Origin of the sequence: Micromonospora sp. DT178, from assembly GCF_049841695.1 — a bacterium.
In the GTDB taxonomy this organism is placed as follows: Bacteria; Actinomycetota; Actinomycetes; order Mycobacteriales; family Micromonosporaceae; genus Micromonospora.
The window spans coordinates 59,199-78,819 of record NZ_JBNCKV010000008.1 but is presented as its reverse complement, the minus strand read 5'-3'; the positions used below and the strand labels follow the sequence as shown (position 1 = coordinate 78,819).

Sequence of the window (19,621 nt, the reverse complement as noted above, 5' to 3'; positions counted from 1 at the left end):
GGGAGCCGGCTCGGCCCCCGCGCGGGTGCGTCACCCCCCGGTCCCCGGCTTGTACGCGCAGACCAGCTCCCAGCCGCCGGGCAGCACCGCCACCCGTTCGAAGCCGACCTCCTTGAGTAGGCCGGTGTAGAAGTCGACCTCCCGCAGCCGGCTCACGCAGCTGTCGACCCCGATGAGGAAGTAGCTCCAGAAGAACTGCATCGCCAGCCGGTCCGGGGTGCGGAACTCCTCGCAGATCAGCAGCATCCCGCCCGGCTCCAGGGCCGCGTACGCCTTCTCGACCAGCCGGCGGGCGACCTCGTTCGGCCAGTCGTGCAGCACCCGGACGAACGCCAGCGCGTCGTAGCCCGACGGCAGCGGCTCGGCGAGGAAGTCGCCGCCGACGAACCCCAGCCGGTCCGCGTGCCCCCTGCGGGCCCGGGTGGCCTCCACCAGCGGCGCCACCGCCGGCAGGTTGTACACGTCGACCCGCAGCCCCGGGGCGTCGTCGAGGACGTGCGCGGCGAGCGTGCCGTCCCCGCCGCCGACGTCCAGCAGGCGTCTGCGCCCCGGCCACAGCCGGTCTGCGTTGCGGTGCACCGCCTCGATCACCGGGCCGAGCCCGACGGCCATGCTGCGCTCGAAGTCGGCGGTCTGCTCGTCGGTCTTCGGCGGCCAGGCGAAGTCGTCGTCGCCCATGCTGACCTCGCCGCGCAGGCTCTCGCCCAGCCGGCCGTGCAGCCGCCGCCAGGGATAGCGGTCCCGGTCCCGCTCGATGGCGTCCGGTCCGACCACCGCCGCGACGGCGTCGCGCAGGCCGGGCGCCGCCCGGTACGTGGCCGAGGCGATGTCGTCGCCCGGCTCGCTGCGCGCGACGAAGCCGAGGCTCTCCAGGCAGTCGAGGAACTTGTAGAGCCGCAGGGGCCGTACGCCGAACCGCTCGGCGAGCTCGCCGAGGCGGGCCGGGCCCGGCTCCAGGGCGTCGAGCAGCCCCATGCCGAGCGCGGTCTCCAGCACGTCCATGGCCTTGGGCCCGTTGGCGAGCAGGCTCATCAGTGCCCGCGGTGACAGGGTGACGTTCACCGGCCCAGCTCCTCTTCCAGTGCGTCCATGAACGCGTCGATCTCCTCGATGGTGTTGTAGACGTGCGGTCCGACCCGCAGGTGGCCACGCCAGCTGCAGACCATGTCCCGCGCGGCCAGTCGCCGCTTGACCGCCTCGCCGTCGGCGACGTCGAGGCACACCACGCCGCCACGCCGGTGCGGCTCGGTCGGGCTGACCACGTCGATGCCGGCCGCCGTCGCCCGCTGGATGACCCGGGACGTGCAGGCGAGCGAGTGCCGCCGGATCGCGGCGGCGCCCACCCCGGCCAGCAGGTCCAGGCCGACCTGGGAGACCAGCGAGGTGAGGGGGTACGGCGTCCCGCCGGCGAACCGCCGGGCGCCGGGCGCCCAGCCCGTCGACGGCTGGAAGGTCAGTGCCCGGTCGCCGGCCTGCCAGCCGGTGGCCGCCGGTTCCAGCCGGGTCGCCAGGTCGGGGCGGACGTACAGGAAGGCGGTGGCGACGCCGCACAGCCACTTGTGCGCGCCGCCGAGGACGACGTCGACGCCGAGCGCCGTCACGTCCAGCGGCATGACCCCGACGGTCTGGAAGGCGTCGACGACCACCAGGGCACCGACGTCGTGGGCCCGGCGCACCAGTCGGGGCAGGTCGACGGTGGCGCCGGAGGAGAAGCTGGCGTGCGGGACGCACACCAGCAGCGTCCGCTCGTCGATGCGCGCTTCGAGGGCGTCCTCGTCGAAGCGGGGACCGCCCGACCCGACGACGTCCGGGCGCGCGCCGTAGCGGCGGAACGCGTTGAAGATGAACGGGACGGTCGGGTACTCCAGGTCCGTCATGACGACCCGGTCGCGCGGCGCGCGGTAGTCGAAACAGGACGCGACCCTGGCGAGCAGCGTGCTCAGGTTCGCGTCGGTGACGACGCTGCCCGGGGGCGCGCCGATGAGGGCGGCGACCGAGTCGGCGTACCGGTCGAGGCCGACGTGCCAGTTCTGCCAGACGTCGTCGCGCCAGCCGCGCAGCGTCTCCCAGTAGCCGGTGAGCACGTGCTCCGCGCCCCTCGGCACGGCGCCGGTGGAGTTGTTGTTCAGGTAGACGCACGTGTCGAGCAGCGGAAACTCGGCGCGCAGGGCGGCCTGGGCGGTGGCGTCGAGGCACTCCGGCGTGTCGGGGCCGGGTGCCGGGGCGGGCGGGTTCACTCGGGGGTGCCTCCGGTCGGGTCGGTCCGCGCCGAGGGACCCGGCTCGTGGGCGACGGAGGTGAAGACCGGGATGGACCGGACGGCGGCCAGGTAGGGCGTGCCCTCCGTGTAGCCGGTGCCCGGGCGGGGGCCGAGCATCCGGGTGGCCAGCCGGTGGTGCGTGCGCCGCCACTGGAGCACGGCGTCGGCGAACGCGCGCATCGCCCGCGCCACCAGATCGCCGTCCGCCCCGGTGAGCAGGCCCTCGCGTACGGCCGCGCGGAACGCCTCGTCGACCGACGGCTGCCCGGCGTGCACCCGGTCGCGCACCTCCGGCACCTGCTGGTAGGCGGGCGACTCCAGCCGCGTGCCCTCCGGGGGGCGGCACAGCGACTCCATCAGCTTGTAGGAGCGGGACTGGATGGCGCTGGCCCCCTCGGTGTACTGCCGGAACGTCCGGAACGCCGTCGGCTGCATGGTGGCCAGCAGCGAGAACAGCGGCCCGGCGGCGGTGAGCTGCTCGCCGGCGTACGCCAGCCGGTCGGCCGCCGGCCGGGCGTGACCGGCGCGCAGGGCGGCGATCGTGGCGCGCAGCTCCTCGACGAGGCCCGCGAAGAGGCACTCGTACGCCTGGAGCACCCGGATGAACAGGTACTCGTCGTGCGACACGTAGACCGGCAGCATGCTCAGCCGCAGGGCCGGCTCCCCGGCGGGGTCGTGCTCGGCGGCGAGGGCCCGCAGCACGGCCGCCGGCTCCCGGTCGTGGGCCGCCCCGGCGAGGCCCAGTCGGGCGAGGGCGGGGGACGCGGCACGGACGCCGAGCCGGTGGCGCTTGGCCACCACCTCCGGGCTCGGGCGGTCCTCGGGCAGCAGGTCGGTGGCGCCGGAGGCGGCGGCCAGCTCGAACGCCAGCGCGTCGGCGACGAGGCGCACGAGGAGCTGGTCGCGGTCGCGGCGCGCGCCGTCCGGCTGGGCGACCGACCCGTCGGCGTACCCGTCGTCCTCGCCGTCCGGCCGGTCGTCCACCCCGCAGGGCAGCCGGAGCACGCGCAAGGCCAGGTAGCTGCGGTAGTCGTACCGGCCGTCCCACTTGTCGAGCGCGACGTCGAGGAAGTCGCGCAGCAGCCCGACAGCCGGCGCCGGTCGGCCGGCCGTCGGGGCGCTCACCTGGGCCCGGATCTTGTCGAGCAGAGCGAGGAGCTCCTTTTCGACGAAGTGTTTGCCGACCCGATGGAACTCCGCCAGTACGGGGGAGTAGGGAAAACTGTCGGCGTCGGCGGCACCCGACAGCCAACTCGTCAGTTCACGCACGAACCGCACCTCGATATTCGGCCCGTGTCAAGCGGGGACGGGGAGACAATTGACGAATTAAGGGGTGGGTGGGGATTGTCGGACCGTTCGGCACGGGAACGGTCGCTCTCATGCGGGGACGGACTTCACGCGGGCCTGCCACAGTTCGGGGAAGAACCGGTGCCCGATGAGCTTGGCGAGCATCGTGGCCTCGGCGCCGTCGGGGGCGTGGCCCCCGACGCGCAGGGCGGCCTGGTAGTGCCGCACCCGCCACAGCGACACCCGCTCGTCCCACTCCATCATCGCCTCGGCGAGCAGGTGGGCGGGGTCCGTCGGGTCCGCCCGGCGCAGCTCCGACAGGGCGGTCCCGCGCGCGGCGAGGTGGTCGGCGAACGCCAGGCCGAGCTGTCGGCTCGCGGCCTGGACCCGCCGCCAACCGGGCGACTCGGCGCCGGAGCCCTTGCCCAGGGCCGGTTGCATGGCCTCGAAGTCGGCCGGGGACAGGTGCCGGAACATCTCCAGCTGGTCGGTGATGAGCCGCACCCCGAGCGTCGCCCGGGCCAGCAGCGGCTCGGCCGCCGCCGGCTCGCCGGCGCGGAGGCGGGCGACCGCCTCGGTCAGCTCGGCCCCCGCGAGCTTCAGCCACAGCTCGGTGGACTGGTGCACCACCTGGAAGAGCAACTCGTCTCGGTGGATCATGTCCGCCGGACTCCGTTGCAGGTCGAGCAGCGCGTCCGTGCGCATGTAGCGCGCGTAGTCCGTGGCGCCGTCGCCAGGAAGAACAGGTGAGTGGTCCCGCTTCACGGAATTGTCCCCTTCGGTCAGCGTCGCTGCGTCGGGAACCGTCGGCCCGACAGCGCGTGCGGCGGCCATTATGCAACGACGAAAGGCAATGTGTCACGCCTTCGTTGCGGGCCGTGTCCGACTCCGGAAAGGGGAGGTTTCCGCCATTTTCAGCGATGTGTAAAGGCGGCGGAATAACACATAGATCAACACGGGTCAATAGCGGTGGACGGCTGACATGTCACACGGCCGCCGGCGGCGCGCCCCGATGGGGCACGCCGCCGGCGGCCCGGCCTCACCAGCGCGACGGTGGCGGCGACGGCACGACCGGCGGGCGGTCGTCGCAGGTGATGGTGTTCGGCAGCTGCCACGGGGCCAGCCAGCCGCCGTCGTTGCCGCCGAGATCGGTGAGGGCGAACTCCGAGCCGGTCGCCGGGAAGTTGAACGACCCGCAGTTGTTGACGCCGACGGCGCCGACGTTGCGGGCGTCGACGTTGCGCAACGAGGCCGAGCCCGCCGCGCGGGCGCTCAGCACGGAGGTGCCCGTGCCGTCGACCCGGATGTCCTGGAACCGGACGCCGGTGATCGAGTGGAGGTCCTTCACCGGCCAGTCGCTGACCAGCATGATGGCGTTGTACGTGTTGTCGAGGTAGCTGTCCCCGATCACGTCGACGGTCGCGTCGATGTCGCGGTCGAGCGCGTAGAACCAGATGGCCCCCAGCCCGATCTTCCAGTTCAGCTCGTACGTGCCGGCGCGGGCGGTGGTGTTGCCGGTGATCAGCAGCCGCCCGGTGAAGGGCTCCGCGCCGAAGCGGGACCCGACCTGGATCGCGCTGCCCTCGCGCACCGGATCGGCGACCAGGTTGTGCGACACGGTGAGGTCGGCGCCGCCGTAGAGGGCGATGCCGTTGGCCAGCACCGGCGACTGCACGGTGTTGTGGTCGAACCGGTTGCGGGCGTTGCCGACCTTCTCCGACCACATGGCGAGCCCGTCGTCGCCGGTGTTGCGGACGAAGGTGTGGGCGACCAACGAGTCGGTGACGCCGGTGTGGAAGTTGAGCCCGTCCGCGATCTGGTCCACGATGATCGTGTTGGTGACCCGCACGTTGGTCATCGGCCCGTCGAACCAGATGCCCACCTTCGTGTGGCGCAGGTGCAGCCCGTCGATGGTGGAGTCGCTCATCGCGCCGCCGATCGCGTTGACCTGGTCGGTGTCGATGCGCTCGCGCACGTCGCCCTCGATGGCGAAGCCGGAGAGGTGCACGTTGCGGCTGCCGCCGTCGACGGCGCTCCTGCCGTAGAAGCCGACGCCGGTGTGCACCGAGCCGTCCGGCGCGGGCGTGGGCAGCGCGACCTCGCGCCCCTTGATGATCGTGTACCAGTTGCCGGCGCCCTCGATCGTCACGTCGTCGACGATGATGTGCCGGTTGACCTGGTACGTGCCGGGCGGCAGGTAGACCGGCACGTCCGCCCGCCGGGCGAAGGCGATGGCCCGGTCCAGGGCGGCGGCGGAGTCGCGGCGGCCGGTCGGATCGGCGCCGAAGGCCAGGACGTTCGCGGCGCGCAGCCGGACGCGCGGGGGACCGACGAGTTCGGAGTCGAGCAGGTCGATCACCGTCCACGCCGCGTTGCTGCCCGCCGGGGCGGTGAGCCGGATCCGGTCGCCCGCCCGGTACGTCCGGCCGAGCAGCAGCCGCTGCTCGTCGTAGAAGTGGCTGGGGCGGAACGGGGTGGCGATGCTCGGGTACGGCGTGGTGGCCGCCGGCACGCACGAGCACTCGGTGATCCACCAGTCCGGGTGCAGCAGCCCGGCGGTCGGGTCGTTGGAGAACGGGTACTGGTTGTAGAGCCAGGCGTACTGCGAGGTGAGGGTCATCGTCCGGACCCGCCGGTCGTTGACCGCCACGTCCAGCGGGGCGGTGATGCCGCCGCCCCGCGGGGCGTCGGGGATGCTGTAGCGCACGGTGATCGCGTTGGCGGCGCGGGGTAGGACAAACTCGACGTACCGGCCGGGGGTCAGCCGGACCGCGCTGCGGCCGGAGGCCTCGGCCGGCAGCGTGTAGGCGGTGCGGTCGGGGCCGATGACCTCGCCGTTCGTGGTGGCGTTCTCCGCCTCCTGCTCGACGAAGTCGACGTCGGCGCCGCGTCCCGCGACCAGGTGCGGGTCGAGGCCGGCCCTGGTCACGACCGGCCCGGTACCGGCGGGTGGGGCGGCGGTGGCCGGCCCGGGCGCGCCGGCCAGGACGCCGAGGGCGGTGGCGAGCGCGACGGTGGCGGCGAGCGCCGCCCGGGGCCGTCGCCGCGACGACGGTCCGGGCAGCGAGTATCTGCTCAGGGGCATGAGGGGACTCTTCTCGTGGTGGGACGGGTCCGGCCGCGCGGCCGGCAGTGACCGCCGCTATGCGGCGTACACCTCAAGCTGGGACAGCTGCGCCGCAGGCCAGCCGGTGTTGCCGGTGACGCGGATCCGCACGTACCGGCCGGGCGTCGCCGGGACGGCGAGCGTCATCCGGTTGCCGGTGGCCGGATCGAAGACCCGGCCGGCCGGCGCGACGGGCGTGCTCCAGGCGGTGCCGTCCGGGCTCACCTCGACCGCGATCGTCTGGGTGCGTCGCTGCCAGGCGGCGGCGGGCGGGAGCCGGAGCACGACCTGTCCGACGGAAACGACCGTGCCGAGGTCGACCCGCACCCACTGCGGGAAGGCGTTGCCGGCGCTCTCCCAGTAGCTGTCGGCGTCACCGTCGACGGTGTTGGCGCAGCCGTAGGTCTGGACGTGGCTGCTCTCCGTCACCGGCCGGCCCCGGGCGAGGTCGGTCCCGGGCGCCGGGTCGGTGGTCACCGACACCGCGCTGGACGGCGCCGACAGGGTGCCGCCCCCGTCCACGGCGACGACGGTGAAGGTGTACGCGGTGCGGGGCGTCAGCCCGCCCACGGTGGCGGAGGTGCCCGGGACGGACGCCACGGTCTGCCCGTCGCGGCGCACCTGGTAGCCGGTCACGCCGTTGGGGCCGGTCGACGCCGTCCAGGCCAGCGACACGCTGGTCGACGTCCGGCCGGTCACCGTGAGGCCGCCCGGCGGCGTGGGCGGGGTGGGCGTCCCGGTCGCCGCGTACACCCCGACGCGGGCGAGCTGGGCCGCCGGCCAGGCGGTGTTGGCGGTGACGGTCACCCGCACGTGCCGGGCGGTGGCCGACGGCACGGTGAGGGTCGCGGTGTTGCCGGTGGCCGGGTCGAACCGGACCCCGGCCGGCCCGGCGAGCGTGCGGAAGGTCGCGCCGTCGGTGCTGCCCTGCACCGTCAGCGTCTGGGTGCGCGCCTCCCAGCCGGCCGGCACGGCCAGCACGATCCGGGTCACCGCGTGCGCCGCGCCGAGGTCGACCTGCCACCACTGGGGGAAGGCGCCGTTGGTGGACTCCCAGTAGCTGTTCGGATCGGCGTCGACGGCGTTGCCGGCGGCGAACGAGCCGTTCTGGCTGCTCGCCGACGTCGGCCGGCCGGCGGCGAGGTCGCCCCCGGGCACCGGGCCGCCGCCGACGACGGGCGGCGTCGGCCGTACGGGGGTCAGGGCGAGCTGGCCCTTGAACATCCGGCCGCCGTCGGCGGTGATCCGCAGGTAGTAGTCGGCGGAGCAGGCGACGCCGTCCTCGTCCAACGCGCGGATGCCCGCCCCCGCCGGGGTGGTCGCCTGCGTCTCGCTGGTCTTGGCGATCTGGTTGCCCTCGTTGTACTCGTCGAACATCGACACGTAGAGGCCCTGGGCGCCCAGCCTGGTCATGTTGTATAGGTGCCGCCAGTAGAAGTCGCCGTGGCGGCGGTGCCCGGCCGACAGGTCGCCCGGCATCACGCAGGGCTGGTAGTCGATGCCGTGCGCGGCGCAGTCGGCCAGGTCGGGGACGTTGACGTTGGTGTAAAACCCGTCGAGCCCGTCGAGGGTGCCGGTGCGCCCGACCATCCACGGCGAGAGCATGTGGAACGCGTGGTAGACCTCGGAGAAGCCTGGCCGGGAGTCGTTGACGCCCTGCCGCCAGTACGTCGGCACGCCGCCGATGACGTAGCAGCCCTGGGCCTTGAACCAGTTGACGACGTCGAGGCAGGCGGCGGGGGCGAAGGGGCGGCCGTCGTCGTTGAAGCCGAAGCCCCAGACGCAGACCACCGGCCGCCCGTTCTGTCGGGCGTACGCCGGGGAGGCGGTGTGCGCGGACATCCGGTTCAGCCAGTCCTCCTTGATCTGGGACTGCATCGCCGTCCAGCCGGTGACGTCGTACATGATGTAGAACTTGCGGCCGTGGCGTTCGGCCGCGCCCCGGACCTTGACCGTCATGGCGTCGCGCGTCGGCCCCTCGTCGCCGAACGGGTTGAACCGTTGCAGGGCGGCGGTGTCGCAGCCGTGCTCGCGCATCCAGCGGAAGTGGGTGTCGACGGTCTGCTCGTCGTAGGAGGAGAAGAGCTGCGCCGGCTGGCCGTTGCCGAGCGGCGGGTAGGCGGTGGTGTAGCCGCGGGCGTACTCCCGCATGTCGGGCCAGGAGACGATCGTGGTGTTGGCCGGGGAGGGCGACTGGAACCGGTCGCGGCTCCAGTGCCACCAACCGCCGATGGGCGCGCCGTCACCGGGGCAGCTGAACCAGCCCTGGTAGCCGACCGAGACCTTGCCGACGACGTCGCCCGGCGGGCTGGCCGCGTACGCGGTGCCGCGCAGGGCCGCCACCAGGTCGGTCGGCGCGACGGCGGCGAGGGCCGAGCCCGCGGCGAGTGATCCGATCAGTCTCCGGCGTGACACCGCCATGGTCCTGCTCCCTCCGATACGGAAAGGTATCGATGGGCATGGTGTCAGTACTGGACTTGTCGGCGCAAGAGTTGGATCTCGTGACGAAAGAATTCGACTGCCCATGCAAGCGGGGCGGGGCGGCGGGGCCCGTGGCGGGGGCGGGCCGGTGCACGCCCGCCCCCGCCACGGCGTCATTGCCGCAGCAGCGGCAGCACCCGGCGGCCGAGCAGGTCGACGCCGCCGGCCGGGGTCAACCCGTGCGGGGTGCCGAACTCCACCCGGGTCGCCCCGGCGTCGAACACCGCCGCGGCCTGCGCCGCGACGTGTTCGGGAGTGCCGGAGAAGGCGAACAGGTCGAGCAGGTCCCCGCCGATCAGCGCGCCGGCGAGGTCGTGTTCCTGGCGGGCGACGTGCTGCTGGATGCGCGCCAGCAGCTCCGGATCGATGTCGACGTTCGGGTCGAGGGCGGCGACCACGGCGAGGTACATGGCCACCTCCGTACGGGCCACCCGACGGGCCAGGGCGCCGTCCTCGTCCACCACGGTCACGGCGCCGAGCACCACGCCGACCCGGGCCTCGGGCGCGGCGTCGTCCAGCCAGGCGCGCATCGTCTTGGCCATCGCCGGGTTGGCCGACCCGCCGACCTTGATCTCCGAGGCGAACGCGGCGGCCGTCCGGGCGGTCTGCTGACCCCACGTACCCACCAGGACGGGCACGTCGGCGCGGACCGGGGCGTAGCGCAGCGCCGTGCCGGGCGCCACGGTGAACTCCCGGCCCTGGAAGCCCCGGTCGTCACGGGACAGCAGCAGCCGGACCACGTCGACGGTCTCGGCGATCCGCCGCAGCGGCCGGGCCTGGGGCACCCCGACCTGGTCCAGCCAGGTGCCCCGGGCCAGCCCGAGGTAGGCCCGCCCGTTCGACGCCAGGTCCAGGGCCGCGACCTGTCCGGCGATCTCCACCGGATGCATGGTGAACGGGTTCAGGCAGGCCGAACCGAGGCGGATCCGCCGGGTGTGCCGCGCCGCCACCAGCAGCGGGAAGAACGGCGGCTGGTACATCAGGTCGCCGAAGACCGACAGCACGTCGAAGCCGTGCCCTTCGGCGAGCTCGGCCAGCGCGGCGTACTCGTCGGCACTCTTGTCGGACTGCAGTCCGATGCCGACCAGTCGGCGTCCGTCGTCGGTGCTCACGTCAGTTCTCCAGTCGGGATCTGGCGCCGGCCGGTCCGCTCGATGCGCAGGATGACCCGCTCGTCGGGATCGGGGCAGGCCACGTGGCAGTCCCGGGCCAGCCAGTCCCCCGGCGGCAACGGGCGCTGCTTGGCCGGCAGCAGCGGCAGGCACGCGGCGAGGGCGTAGAGGCAGAAGTGCTTGCCCGTCGGGATGCGGAGCCGGTTCGACTCGGTCAGGTCGATGTGGTCCCCCGGCTGGAGACCGCAGACGGAGCGGCCCTCGATCCGTTCCACCACGACCCGCAGGTCGTACAGGTCGGTGACCGGTTCCTCGGCGCTCATCGCAGGGCCTCCGCGTGGTGGTGCACGATCCGCCAGCCCCGCTCGTCGCGGCGCAGCACGTCCGTCACCCGGAAGCAGTCGTCCGGCTGCCCGGCCGCGTACCGGGCCCGCAGGACGTAGCGGACCAGGCCGGTGTCGTCCCACGACTCGACCCGGAACTGCTCGGGGGCGACCGAGGTCGGCGGCGCGGCCGGTCCCCGGGCCGCCGCCCGGCGGTCCCGCAGGTCGTCGAGGGCGGCCAGACCGTCCAGCAGGTCGGGCGCGTCGGACTCCCAGATCGTCAGTTCGGGGTGCAGCCGGGCGTCGAACGCCGCCCGGTCGCCCAACGACCGGTACATGTCGGTGATGGCGGCGGTGAGATCGTCAACGGTCATCGGGGCTCGCTTCCGGTCGGGGCGGACGGGGGTGTCGATGGGTCAGGAGAGTTCGGCGAGGCGGGCGCGCAGCGGGTCGAGCCCCATCGGGCCGAGCCGCAGGGCGCGGTGGTGGAACCGCTTGCGGTCGAACCCGGCGCCCTCGCGCCGTTCGACCTCCCGGCGGGCCTGCTGCCAGAGCCGCGCCCCGGCCTTGAAGGCCAGCGCCTGCGCCGGCCAGCCCAGGTAGCGGTCGACCTCGAAGCGCGCGGTCGCCGGATCCAGCCCGGCGACGCGGACCAGGAAGTCCACGGCCAGCTCGGGGGTCCACCGGCGCGCGTCGGTGAAACCGGTCCCGGCCGGGATCGGCACGTCCAGGTGCAGGCCGAGGTCGATGACCACCCGGGCAGCCCGCCACATCTGCCCGTCGAGCATCCCGAGCCGCTCGGCGGGACCGGCGTAGAGGCCCAGCTCGTCGGCGAGACGCTCGGCGTAGTGCGCCCAGCCCTCGGCGTACCCGTGCACCTGGCACAGCGAGCGCTGCCACGGGTGCAGCTCGGCGGTGGTGAGGGTGATCGCGTGCTGGAGGTGGTGCCCGGGCAGCCCCTCGTGGCAGAGCGTCCCGACGTGCCGCCACACCGGCACCGTCGACTCGCCGGGGGGCGTCGACCACCAGATCCCACCCGGCCGCGTCAGCCCGGCGTCGGGCGGGGTGTAGTACATGACGCCGGAGGCGGCGGGACTGATCCGGCACACCACGCGGCGGGTGGCGGCCGGGATGTCGAAGTGCGGGCCGTCCAGGGCGTCGGTGAGCCGCTCGGTGCGCTCGCGCAGCCACCGCTCCAGGTCGGGCCCGACCGGCACCCGGCCGGCGGGGTCGGCGTCCAGCGCGGCCCGCGCCCGCGCCACGTCCGGGTGGCCCAGCTCGGCGGCGACCGCGCGCTGCTCGGCGGCGGTGCGGGCCAGCTCCGCCCAGCCGTACGCGTACAGCTCGTCCAGGTCGACGCTCGCGCCCAGGAAGCTGCGGGCGGTGACGGCGTACAGGTCGCGGCCGACGCCGTCGACGTCGGTGGCCCGCGGCGCCAGCTCGGTGCGCAGGAACGCGGCGAAGTCCGCCGTCGCGGCGGCGGCCGACCGCGCCCCGGCGGCCAGCTCCCCGGCCAGCGGCCCGCCCGGGTGGGTGGCGACCAGCCGGCCGTAGAAGTCGTCGGCGGTGACCCAGGCGGTGCACTGGTCGGCGACCGCCAGCACCTGCCGGCGGGCGACCAGGTGTCCCCGCTGTGCCGACCAGCGCAGCGTGTCGGCGTACTGGCCGAGCGCCGCGGGCACCCGGCGGAGGTGCGCGGCGACGACCGCCCAGTCCTCCCCGCTGCGGCGGGGCAGGTTGTCGAAGACCTGCCGGACCAGGTGCACCGGCGTCGCCAGCGGGGCGAGCAGCCGGGTGGTGAAGCCCGCGTCGTACAGGTCGACCTCGCTGGCCAGCCGGTCGGTCAGCGCGCCGGCGAGGGCCCGCTGCGCGGTGCCGTCGGCGTCGGCGCCGGCCGCCGCCGTGGCGGTGCGGCGGGCCAGCTCCGCGCGGGCGGCGAAGCCGTCGGGGGAGAGGTCCGCGAAGTGCGATCCGGGGGTACGACCCGCCGCCTCGGCGGCCTCCGGGTCCAGCTCGGCGAGCGCGTCGAGGTACCCGTCGGCGACCTCGGTGATCGTCGTCATCGGGCGACGCCGAGGCGGCCGTGGTCGTCGCGGTAGGCGACGCCACCCTTGAGCACCGCGTGCAGGGTGCGCAGCGCGGACACCGAGCGGGTGGGATCGTCGCGCAGGACCAGCAGGTCGGCGTGCTTGCCCACCTCGACGCTGCCGAGCGTGTCGGCCTGACCCAGCCACTGCGCGGGGCGGATGGTGGCGGACCTCAGCGCGTCGGCGACGGGCATCCCGGCGTCCACCATGAACTCCAGCTCCCGCACGGTCGCGGTCGTCTCGTCGTAGCCGGCGTGCGGCGGCATGTCGCTGCCCAACGCGATCGGCACCCCGTTGCGGATGGCGTGCTGGAGGCTCTCCCAGTGCCGGGGCCCGGCGCCGAGGGCGCGGTCCATCAGCCAGCCCGGCACGCCGGAGTCGCGGAAGAACTGCTCGCAGCGGCTGACCACGATGGTCGGGACGTACCAGACACCCCGGTCGGCCATCAGCCGGGTCACCTCGTCGGTCAGCTCGTAGCCGTGCTCGACGCAGTCCAGCCCGAGTTCCACGGCGCGGCGCACCGAGTCGGCCGGGCCGGCGTGCGCGGTGACCTTGCGTCCCCAGTCGTGCGCCACCCGGATCACCGCCGCCAGCTCGTCGTCGAGCAGCTGGGGGGTGTCGATCGACTCGAACTCGCCGGCGATGCCGCCGGAGATGCACACCTTGATCAGGTCGGCGCCGGCCCGGATCTGCTGCCGGGTGAGCCGGCGGAACCCGTCCGCCCCGTCGGCCTCCAGGGCGTCGGCCTCCCAGCCGTGCCCCCCGGTGCAGCAGAGGGCGTGCCCGGCGGTGAAGATCCGCGGGCCGTCCACCGCGCCGCGCTCGATCCCCTTGCGCAGGGCGAAGTCGGCGTAGCGGCTCTCGCCGACGAGCCGGGCGGTGGTGACCCCGGAGTGCAGGGTCCGCCGCGCCGAGTCGGCCATCAGCAGCACCAGCTCGGCCAGGTTCGACCGGTGCACCTCGTCGCCGAAGTGGCCGGGCAGCCCGAGCGAGAGGTGCACGTGCATGTTGGTCAGGCCGGGCATGACGTGGTCGCCGTGCAGGTCGACCACCCGGGCGCCGCCGGCCTCGGCGAGGACGTCGTCGACCGGCCCGACCGCGCGGATCGTGCCGTCGGCGCCGATCCAGACGCCGCTGTCGCGCTGGACGTCGTCCCGCACGCCGTCGTAGAGGGCGAGGTTGACCAGGACCTGTTCGGTGGGGATGTGCATGCGGAGTCCTCTACGCGGCGGGCACGGTGGTCGGCGCCACCGTGGGGTCGTTGAGCCAGCAGGCGGCGCTGCGGCCGCCGAGGTCGAGCGTGGGCGGCTGCTGCCCGCATGGCGCGAAGGCGTGCGGGCAGCGCGGCCGGAACCGGCACCCGGTCGGCGCGTGCGCCGGGTCGGGCACCTCGCCGGCGAGCGTTCTGGGCAGCTGCGGGTGCGGGCCGATCTGCGGCACCGCGTCGATCAACGCCCGGCTGTACGGGTGCCGGGGCGAGCGCCACAGCTGACGGGTGGGTGCGGTCTCCACGATCCGGCCCAGGTACATCACCGCCGTGACGTCGGCGATCTCGTGCACCAGGGACAGGTCGTGCGAGATGAACAGCATGCCCATGTCCAGATCCCGGACCAGCCCGACGAGCAGGTTGACCACCTGCGCCTGCGACGAGGCGTCCAGCGCGGTGACCGGCTCGTCCGCGATGATCATCCGGGGCTCCGGCGCGAGCGCCCGCGCGATGGCGAGCCGCTGCCGCTGGCCGCCGGAGAACTGGTGCGGGTACCGCTCCGCGGCCCCGGCCGGCATGCCGACCCGGTCCAGCAGGTCGGCGACCCGCGCCCGGCGGGCGGCGCCGGTGACCGTGTCCGGCACCCCGTCGAGGAGCTGGGCGCCGATGGTGCGCCGGGGGTTCAGCGACGCGTACGGGTTCTGGAAGACCATCTGGAGCCCGACCTGCGGCACGGGCCGGCGGCGCCAGCCGAGCGGGGTGACCGGGCGGCCGGCGAACCGGATCGCCCCGGCGCTCGGCGCGGCCAGCCCGACCGCCACCCGGGCCAGCGACGACTTGCCGCAGCCCGACTCGCCGACCAGGCCGACGATCTGGCCGGGCGCCACCTCGAGGCTCACCCCGGCCACGGCCCGGACCGGCCCCCGGCCGCGCGCCTTGTACTCCACCTCGACGTCGCTGATCTCGAGCAGGTTGCCCGAGCCGACCGGCTCGTTCATGCCGCCACCTCCAGGTGCGGACGGACCACGCAGGCCACCGACCGGTCGGCGCCGGCGGGGGAGAGCGGGGGCGGCGCGGTGCCGCAGGACGGCTCGGCGAACCCGCACCGGGGCTGGAACGGACATCCGGGCGGCGCCTGCCCCGGCGCCGGCGGCCCGCCCGGGATGGGGCGCAGCGTGCCGACGGCCTGGGTGCCGTGCGGGCGGGCGCCGAGCAGCGCCGCCGTGTACGGGTGGCGCGGCGCGGTGAGCAGCGCCCCGGTGGGCCCGGTCTCCACCACCCGCCCGGCGTAGAAGACGTACCCGCGGGTGGTGAGCGCGCTGAGCACCCCGAGGTCGTGGGTGATGAAGGCGACGGCCAGCCCGGTCTCGGCGCGCAGCTGGTCCAGCAGCGCCAGGATGCCGGCCTGCACCGTCACGTCCAGCGCGGTGGTCGGCTCGTCGGCGATCAGCAGCCGGGGGCGGGCGGCGAGGGCGATCGCGATGGCCGCCCGCTGCCGCATGCCGCCGGAGAACTGGTGCGGGTAGGCCCGCACCGCCCGCTGCGGGTCGGGGATGCGGACCTGCTCGAGCAGCTCCACGGCCCGCCGGTCGGCCGCCCGCCGGTCCAGGCCCAGGTGGACCTGCATGTGTTCGGTGAGCTGCCGGCCGATCGTGAGCATCGGGTGCAGCGCGGCGGTGGGGTCCTGGAAGACCATCGCGATGCCGGCGCCGCGCACCTTCTGCCAGCGCCTGGTGTCCAGGCCGAGCAGTTCGGTGCCGGCGAAGCGGGCCGACCCGGTGACCTTGGCGCCGGCGGGCAGCAGCCCGAGCAGGGTCTGCGCGGTGAGGCTCTTGCCGCACCCGCTCTCCCCGGCGATGCCGACCATTTCGCCCTCGTCGACGGTGAACGACACGTCGTGCAGGATCGGCAGCGGCCCCGTGGGGCCGGGCAGGGTGACGGCCAGGGAGTCGACCTCGAGCAGGGGTGCCATTTCTCAACGTCCCTTCGCGTAGCGGGGGTCGATCCGGTCGCGCAGCGCGTCGCCGAGCACGTTGAAGGCCATCACCACGGTGAGGATGGCCAGACCGGGGAAGACGCTGACCCACCACATGGAGAGGTCCTGCGAGCCGAGCGCGACCATCGAGCCCCACTCGGCGGCCGGCGGGCGGGGGCCGAGGCCGAGGAAGGACAGCGCGGAGAGCAGCAGCACGGCGTTGCCCAGCTCCAGGGTGGCCAGCACGATCGCCGGACCCACGCTGTTGGGCAGGACGTCGCGGCGCAGCGCGCGCATCGGCCCGATGCCGAGCAGCCGGGCGGCGCTGAGGTAGTCCTCGCCCCGCATGGTCAGCACGGCGCTGCGGATGACCCGGGCGTAGACCGGCCAGGAGACGATGACCAGCGCGAGGACGGCGTTGCGGGTGCTGGGCCCGAACGCGGCCGTGACCGCCATCGCCAGGATGATCTGCGGGAACGCGAAGACCAGGTCCGTCAGGCGCATCAGCGCCTCGTCGACGAACCGGCCCACGTAGCCGGCGACCAGGCCGAGCAGGCCGCCGATCAGCAGGGCGAGCGAGACGATGGCGAGCGCGAGCGGGATCGACAGGCGGGCGCCGTGGATGACCCGGCTGAACACGTCCCGGCCGAGGGAGTCGGTGCCGAACCAGTGCGTGCCGGACGGCGGCGCGTAGGCGTCGGGGCTCTGCGCCAGCGGGTCGTACGGCGCGACGAGCGGGGCGAACAGCGCCGCCAGCAGCCACCCGCCGAGGATGACCAGGGCTGCCACGGCGATCGGCTGCCGCCAGACGGGCCGCCCGGTCGAGCGACCGCGCAGCCGACCCGGCCACCGGCGCCGGGCCAGCGCGCCGGTCGCCTTCGGGTCGGGCGCCACGGGATCGGGTGCGAGTGTGGTCATGACAGGCGGATCCTCGGGTCGATGAGTCCGTACAGCAGGTCGACGGTGAGGTTGACGAGCGTGTAGACCAGCGCCACGAAGAGGCTGACGCCGAGGATCGCGGGCAGGTCCAGCGCCGTCGCGCTGCGGTACGCGTACTGGCCGAGGCCCGGCCAGCCGAAGATGTTCTCCACCAGCACCGTGCCGGAGAGCAGCGAGGCGAAGGCCAGCCCGGAGACGGTGATGACCGGGACCAGGCCGGCGCGCAGCAGGTGCCGGCGGAACACCACCCGGGCGGGCAGGCCCTTGGCGTACGCGGCCCGGATGTAGTCCTGCTGGAGCACCTCGAGCATGGACGAGCGGACGAACCGGACCAGCATCGCGACCGTCAGGCTGGTCAGCACGAGCACCGGCAGGACCAGGTGCTGGGCGGCGTCCCAGGCGACGTCCCACTGGCCGGCGAGGGCGGCGTCGACCGTGTACATGCCGGTCTTCGTCGGCGGCGGGCTGAAGTCGGTCGAGAGCCGGCCGCCGCTGGGCGCCAGGCCGAGCTGGTAGAAGAAGACGTAGAGCACGACGAGCGACAGCCAGAACGGCGGCGTGGACAGACCGAGCAGCGCGCCGACGCGGATCAGCTGGTCGGTGACCCGACCGTTGCGGACGGCGGCGAGCATGCCGATCCCGGTGCCGATGAGCAGCGCCAGCACCATGGTGGGGATGGCCAGTTCCATGGTCGCCGGCACGTACTGCAACAGGTCGTCGGCCACCGTCCGGCCGGTCTGCTGGGAGATGCCGAGGTCGAACTGGAACAGGTTGCCCAGGTACTGCAGGTACTGCACGTACAGCGGCTGGTCCAGGCCCCACTTCTCGCGGAACGCGGCCACCGTCGCGGGGTCGTTGAGCGCCTGGTCGGAGAGGTTGGCCGTGACCGGGTCGCCGGGCACCACGGTGACCAGGCCGAACGTCACGATCGTGACGCCCAGCAGCAGCCCGGCCGTGATGGCCACCCGCTTGAGCAGGAAGAACAGCAGTGCCCGGTGCGGCCGGGGCCGGGACACGGTCGTGGTGACCGCGCCCGGCTCGGCGTCGTCGACTGTCGTCGTCATGGAGTTACTACCCCCGGCCCACCGCGGCGAGGTCGACCTGCCAACCGGCGGCGGTGTAGTCCGTGCCGGTCAGGTCGCCGCTCGCCACCACGGTGGAGGAGTTGCTGGCCAGGACGACGTACGGCGAGGCGGCGTTCATCGCCCGCTGCCACTGCTGCATGGCGGCGGCCCGGGCGGCCAGGTCGAGGGTCTCGGTGACCTTCTTGCCGGCGGCCACGACGGCCGGGTCGGCCCGCTCCACGGTCCAGCCCGAGCGCAGCGCGGTGGCCTGGCCGGGGGACATGTTGTTGATCAGCGAGTCGGCGACCGGGTAGTTCAGGCTCTGCGGGGTGAAGCCGAGGGCCATCTTGCCCGTACGCATCTCGTCGAGGAAGGTGGTCAGCGGCTGCGGGGTCAGCTCCAGCTTGATGCCGGCCTCGGCGGCGTCGCCCTGCACCTTCGTCGCGACCGTGCCCAGGTCGACCCCCTTGTAGGTGATGGCCGGGTAGTTGAACTTGACCGTGGGGTTGGTCAGCCCCGCCTCGGTGAGCAACGCCTTGGCCTTCGCCACGTCACGCTTCGACTGCTCCTCGGTGGGCAGCGCGCCCGGGAAGGCGGGGGCCACCAGCCCGGCGCCGGGGGCGGCGCCCTTGCCGTACAGCGCGGCGAGGCCCTCGTAGTCCAGGGAGGCGCGCAGCGCCTGGTTGAACTTCGCGTTCGAGGTCACCGGAGAGACGGCCGGGTCGGCGTTGAGGAAGAGGAAGTAGACGGTGTCCTGCACGCCTGAGGTCTTCAGGCTGCCCGGCAGCCCCTCCAGCAGCTTGCCGGAGATGTCCAGCGCGATCTCGGAGCCGCCGGAGCGCTGCATGGTCAGCTTCTGGGTCTGCACGTCCATGTTGCGCAGCACGACGCGGCTGAACTCGGGCTTGGTGCCCCAGTAGTTGGGGTTGGCCTCCAGCACCACCTGCGCCGACGGGTCGTACGACTTGAGCACGTACGGGCCGCTGCCGACGGAGTTCGTGTCGAGGTACTGCTGCGCGGTGTCGCTCTTGGCGGCGTCGGCGGCGTCCGTCGCGCCGTGCTCCTTGGCGACCTTGGAGTTCACGACGCCCGTGGAGGGCATCGCGAGCACCACGGGGATGTTCGGGTCGGCGGTCGCCGAGGTGACCACCACGGTCCGCTCGTCGGTCTTGGCGAACGTGAGGCCGCTGACCATGACGGCCGGGCTGGCCTTGACGTTCTTCAGCCGGTTGAGGGAGAAGACCACGTCGTCGGCGGTCAGCGCGGTGCCGTCGGAGAACTTCACGCCCTCGCGCAGCTTGAAGGTGAAGGTCTTGGCGTCGGGCGACGCCTCGTACGACTCGGCCAGCGCCGGGACCGGCTTGCTCACGTCCGAGCCCTCGAAGGTCAGCAGGGTGTCGTAGAGCGAGTGCACGGCGGTGAGGCCGGTCGCCTCGTAGATCCGGCCGGGGTCGAGGGTCTTGAGGACGAACGAGGTGTTGACGGTGAGGGTCTTGGCCGAACCGCCGTCACCACTTCCTCCGCTGCCGCCCGCGCTGCACGCGGTGCTGGAGGCTATGGCCAGCGCCGCCAGAGCGATCGCTCCGACGCGGAGCCGGCGAGGGGACACCGACATGCTGTTCCTACCTTCGTGTGGGCCGGCCCGCGCGGGACGGGCTCTGGGGCTGTCACACCCGGCGACGTCGGTGACGCCGCGGCCGGGCCGTTGGTGCCAACCGTGGCGGCTTCGCGGGTCTGCGCCGTTGTGCCGTCATGGGGTTGGATGTACCCGGACAGAACT

General features: G+C 73.7%; 16 protein-coding genes. All 16 read right to left on the bottom strand.

The annotated features are described in order from the left end of the window. Window positions 1-30: 30 nt before the first annotated feature. Window positions 31-1,062: a methyltransferase gene (locus ACLQ22_RS16845; RefSeq protein ID WP_425693122.1), complete on the bottom strand. Its 1,032-nt coding sequence runs from the start codon at window positions 1,060-1,062 to the stop codon at window positions 31-33. Next, on the bottom strand, window positions 1,059-2,237 hold the full coding sequence (locus ACLQ22_RS16840; RefSeq protein ID WP_425693121.1) for an aminotransferase class V-fold PLP-dependent enzyme: 1,179 nt from the start codon (window positions 2,235-2,237) through the stop codon (window positions 1,059-1,061). The genes ACLQ22_RS16845 and ACLQ22_RS16840 overlap by 4 nt, the downstream gene beginning before the upstream one ends. Further along, window positions 2,234-3,538, bottom strand: a complete 1,305-nt coding sequence (locus ACLQ22_RS16835) for a tryptophan 2,3-dioxygenase family protein (RefSeq protein WP_425693120.1) — start codon at window positions 3,536-3,538, stop codon at window positions 2,234-2,236. Before ACLQ22_RS16835 ends, ACLQ22_RS16840 begins: the two co-directional genes overlap by 4 nt. Before the next feature lie 99 nt (window positions 3,539-3,637). Further along, on the bottom strand, window positions 3,638-4,312 hold the full coding sequence (locus ACLQ22_RS16830; protein ID WP_425693119.1) for a tryptophan 2,3-dioxygenase family protein: 675 nt from the start codon (window positions 4,310-4,312) through the stop codon (window positions 3,638-3,640). A gap of 274 nt (window positions 4,313-4,586) precedes the next feature. After that, window positions 4,587-6,632 carry a glycosyl hydrolase family 28-related protein gene (locus ACLQ22_RS16825; protein WP_425693118.1) on the bottom strand — a complete coding sequence of 682 codons (2,046 nt, stop codon included), beginning with the start codon at window positions 6,630-6,632 and terminating at the stop codon, window positions 4,587-4,589. 57 nt (window positions 6,633-6,689) lie between these two features. Continuing rightward, window positions 6,690-9,074 carry a discoidin domain-containing protein gene (locus ACLQ22_RS16820; protein ID WP_425693117.1) on the bottom strand — a complete coding sequence of 795 codons (2,385 nt, stop codon included), beginning with the start codon at window positions 9,072-9,074 and terminating at the stop codon, window positions 6,690-6,692. A 173-nt stretch (window positions 9,075-9,247) separates the two neighbouring features. Continuing rightward, window positions 9,248-10,246, bottom strand: a complete 999-nt coding sequence (locus ACLQ22_RS16815) for an LLM class flavin-dependent oxidoreductase (RefSeq protein WP_199729348.1) — start codon at window positions 10,244-10,246, stop codon at window positions 9,248-9,250. Next, window positions 10,243-10,569 (bottom strand): TIGR04076 family protein, encoded by a 327-nt coding sequence (locus ACLQ22_RS16810; RefSeq protein WP_121398449.1) that lies wholly within the window; start codon window positions 10,567-10,569, stop codon window positions 10,243-10,245. Before ACLQ22_RS16810 ends, ACLQ22_RS16815 begins: the two co-directional genes overlap by 4 nt. Further along, window positions 10,566-10,943, bottom strand: a complete 378-nt coding sequence (locus ACLQ22_RS16805) for a nuclear transport factor 2 family protein (protein ID WP_425693116.1) — start codon at window positions 10,941-10,943, stop codon at window positions 10,566-10,568. The genes ACLQ22_RS16810 and ACLQ22_RS16805 overlap by 4 nt, the downstream gene beginning before the upstream one ends. Window positions 10,944-10,985: 42 nt before the next feature. Further along, the gene (locus ACLQ22_RS16800; protein ID WP_425693115.1) at window positions 10,986-12,632 is read right to left on the bottom strand and encodes a DUF885 domain-containing protein; all 1,647 of its coding nucleotides are present in this window, start codon (window positions 12,630-12,632) and stop codon (window positions 10,986-10,988) included. Beyond that, a complete protein-coding gene (locus ACLQ22_RS16795; RefSeq protein WP_425693114.1) occupies window positions 12,629-13,867 on the bottom strand; it encodes an amidohydrolase family protein in 1,239 nt (412 codons plus the stop codon). Before ACLQ22_RS16795 ends, ACLQ22_RS16800 begins: the two co-directional genes overlap by 4 nt. A 10-nt stretch (window positions 13,868-13,877) precedes the next feature. Then, a complete protein-coding gene (locus ACLQ22_RS16790; RefSeq protein ID WP_425693113.1) occupies window positions 13,878-14,861 on the bottom strand; it encodes an ABC transporter ATP-binding protein in 984 nt (327 codons plus the stop codon). Continuing rightward, window positions 14,858-15,835 (bottom strand): ABC transporter ATP-binding protein, encoded by a 978-nt coding sequence (locus tag ACLQ22_RS16785; protein ID WP_425693112.1) that lies wholly within the window; start codon window positions 15,833-15,835, stop codon window positions 14,858-14,860. The genes ACLQ22_RS16790 and ACLQ22_RS16785 overlap by 4 nt, the downstream gene beginning before the upstream one ends. A gap of 3 nt (window positions 15,836-15,838) precedes the next feature. Next, entirely contained in the window at window positions 15,839-16,756 is a 918-nt protein-coding gene (locus tag ACLQ22_RS16780; RefSeq protein WP_425693111.1) for an ABC transporter permease, read from the bottom strand. Next, window positions 16,753-17,841 (bottom strand): ABC transporter permease, encoded by a 1,089-nt coding sequence (locus ACLQ22_RS16775; protein WP_425693110.1) that lies wholly within the window; start codon window positions 17,839-17,841, stop codon window positions 16,753-16,755. Before ACLQ22_RS16775 ends, ACLQ22_RS16780 begins: the two co-directional genes overlap by 4 nt. 7 nt (window positions 17,842-17,848) lie before the next feature. Beyond that, window positions 17,849-19,456, bottom strand: a complete 1,608-nt coding sequence (locus ACLQ22_RS16770) for an ABC transporter substrate-binding protein (protein ID WP_366644113.1) — start codon at window positions 19,454-19,456, stop codon at window positions 17,849-17,851. Window positions 19,457-19,621 lie beyond the last annotated feature (165 nt).

Excerpts from the sequence above, each read along its gene's own strand:
- ACLQ22_RS16800 (WP_425693115.1), bottom strand. The coding sequence starts at position 12,632 with ATGACGACGATCACCGAGGTCGCCGACGGGTACCTCGACGCGCTCGCC.
- ACLQ22_RS16805 (WP_425693116.1), bottom strand. The coding sequence starts at position 10,943 with ATGACCGTTGACGATCTCACCGCCGCCATCACCGACATGTACCGGTCG.
- ACLQ22_RS16810 (WP_121398449.1), bottom strand. The coding sequence starts at position 10,569 with ATGAGCGCCGAGGAACCGGTCACCGACCTGTACGACCTGCGGGTCGTG.
- ACLQ22_RS16795 (WP_425693114.1), bottom strand. The coding sequence starts at position 13,867 with ATGCACATCCCCACCGAACAGGTCCTGGTCAACCTCGCCCTCTACGAC.
- ACLQ22_RS16770 (WP_366644113.1), bottom strand. The coding sequence starts at position 19,456 with ATGTCGGTGTCCCCTCGCCGGCTCCGCGTCGGAGCGATCGCTCTGGCG.
- ACLQ22_RS16790 (WP_425693113.1), bottom strand. The coding sequence starts at position 14,861 with ATGAACGAGCCGGTCGGCTCGGGCAACCTGCTCGAGATCAGCGACGTC.
- ACLQ22_RS16775 (WP_425693110.1), bottom strand. The coding sequence starts at position 17,841 with ATGACGACGACAGTCGACGACGCCGAGCCGGGCGCGGTCACCACGACC.
- ACLQ22_RS16820 (WP_425693117.1), bottom strand. The coding sequence starts at position 9,074 with ATGGCGGTGTCACGCCGGAGACTGATCGGATCACTCGCCGCGGGCTCG.
- ACLQ22_RS16780 (WP_425693111.1), bottom strand. The coding sequence starts at position 16,756 with ATGACCACACTCGCACCCGATCCCGTGGCGCCCGACCCGAAGGCGACC.
- ACLQ22_RS16825 (WP_425693118.1), bottom strand. The coding sequence starts at position 6,632 with ATGCCCCTGAGCAGATACTCGCTGCCCGGACCGTCGTCGCGGCGACGG.
- ACLQ22_RS16785 (WP_425693112.1), bottom strand. The coding sequence starts at position 15,835 with ATGGCACCCCTGCTCGAGGTCGACTCCCTGGCCGTCACCCTGCCCGGC.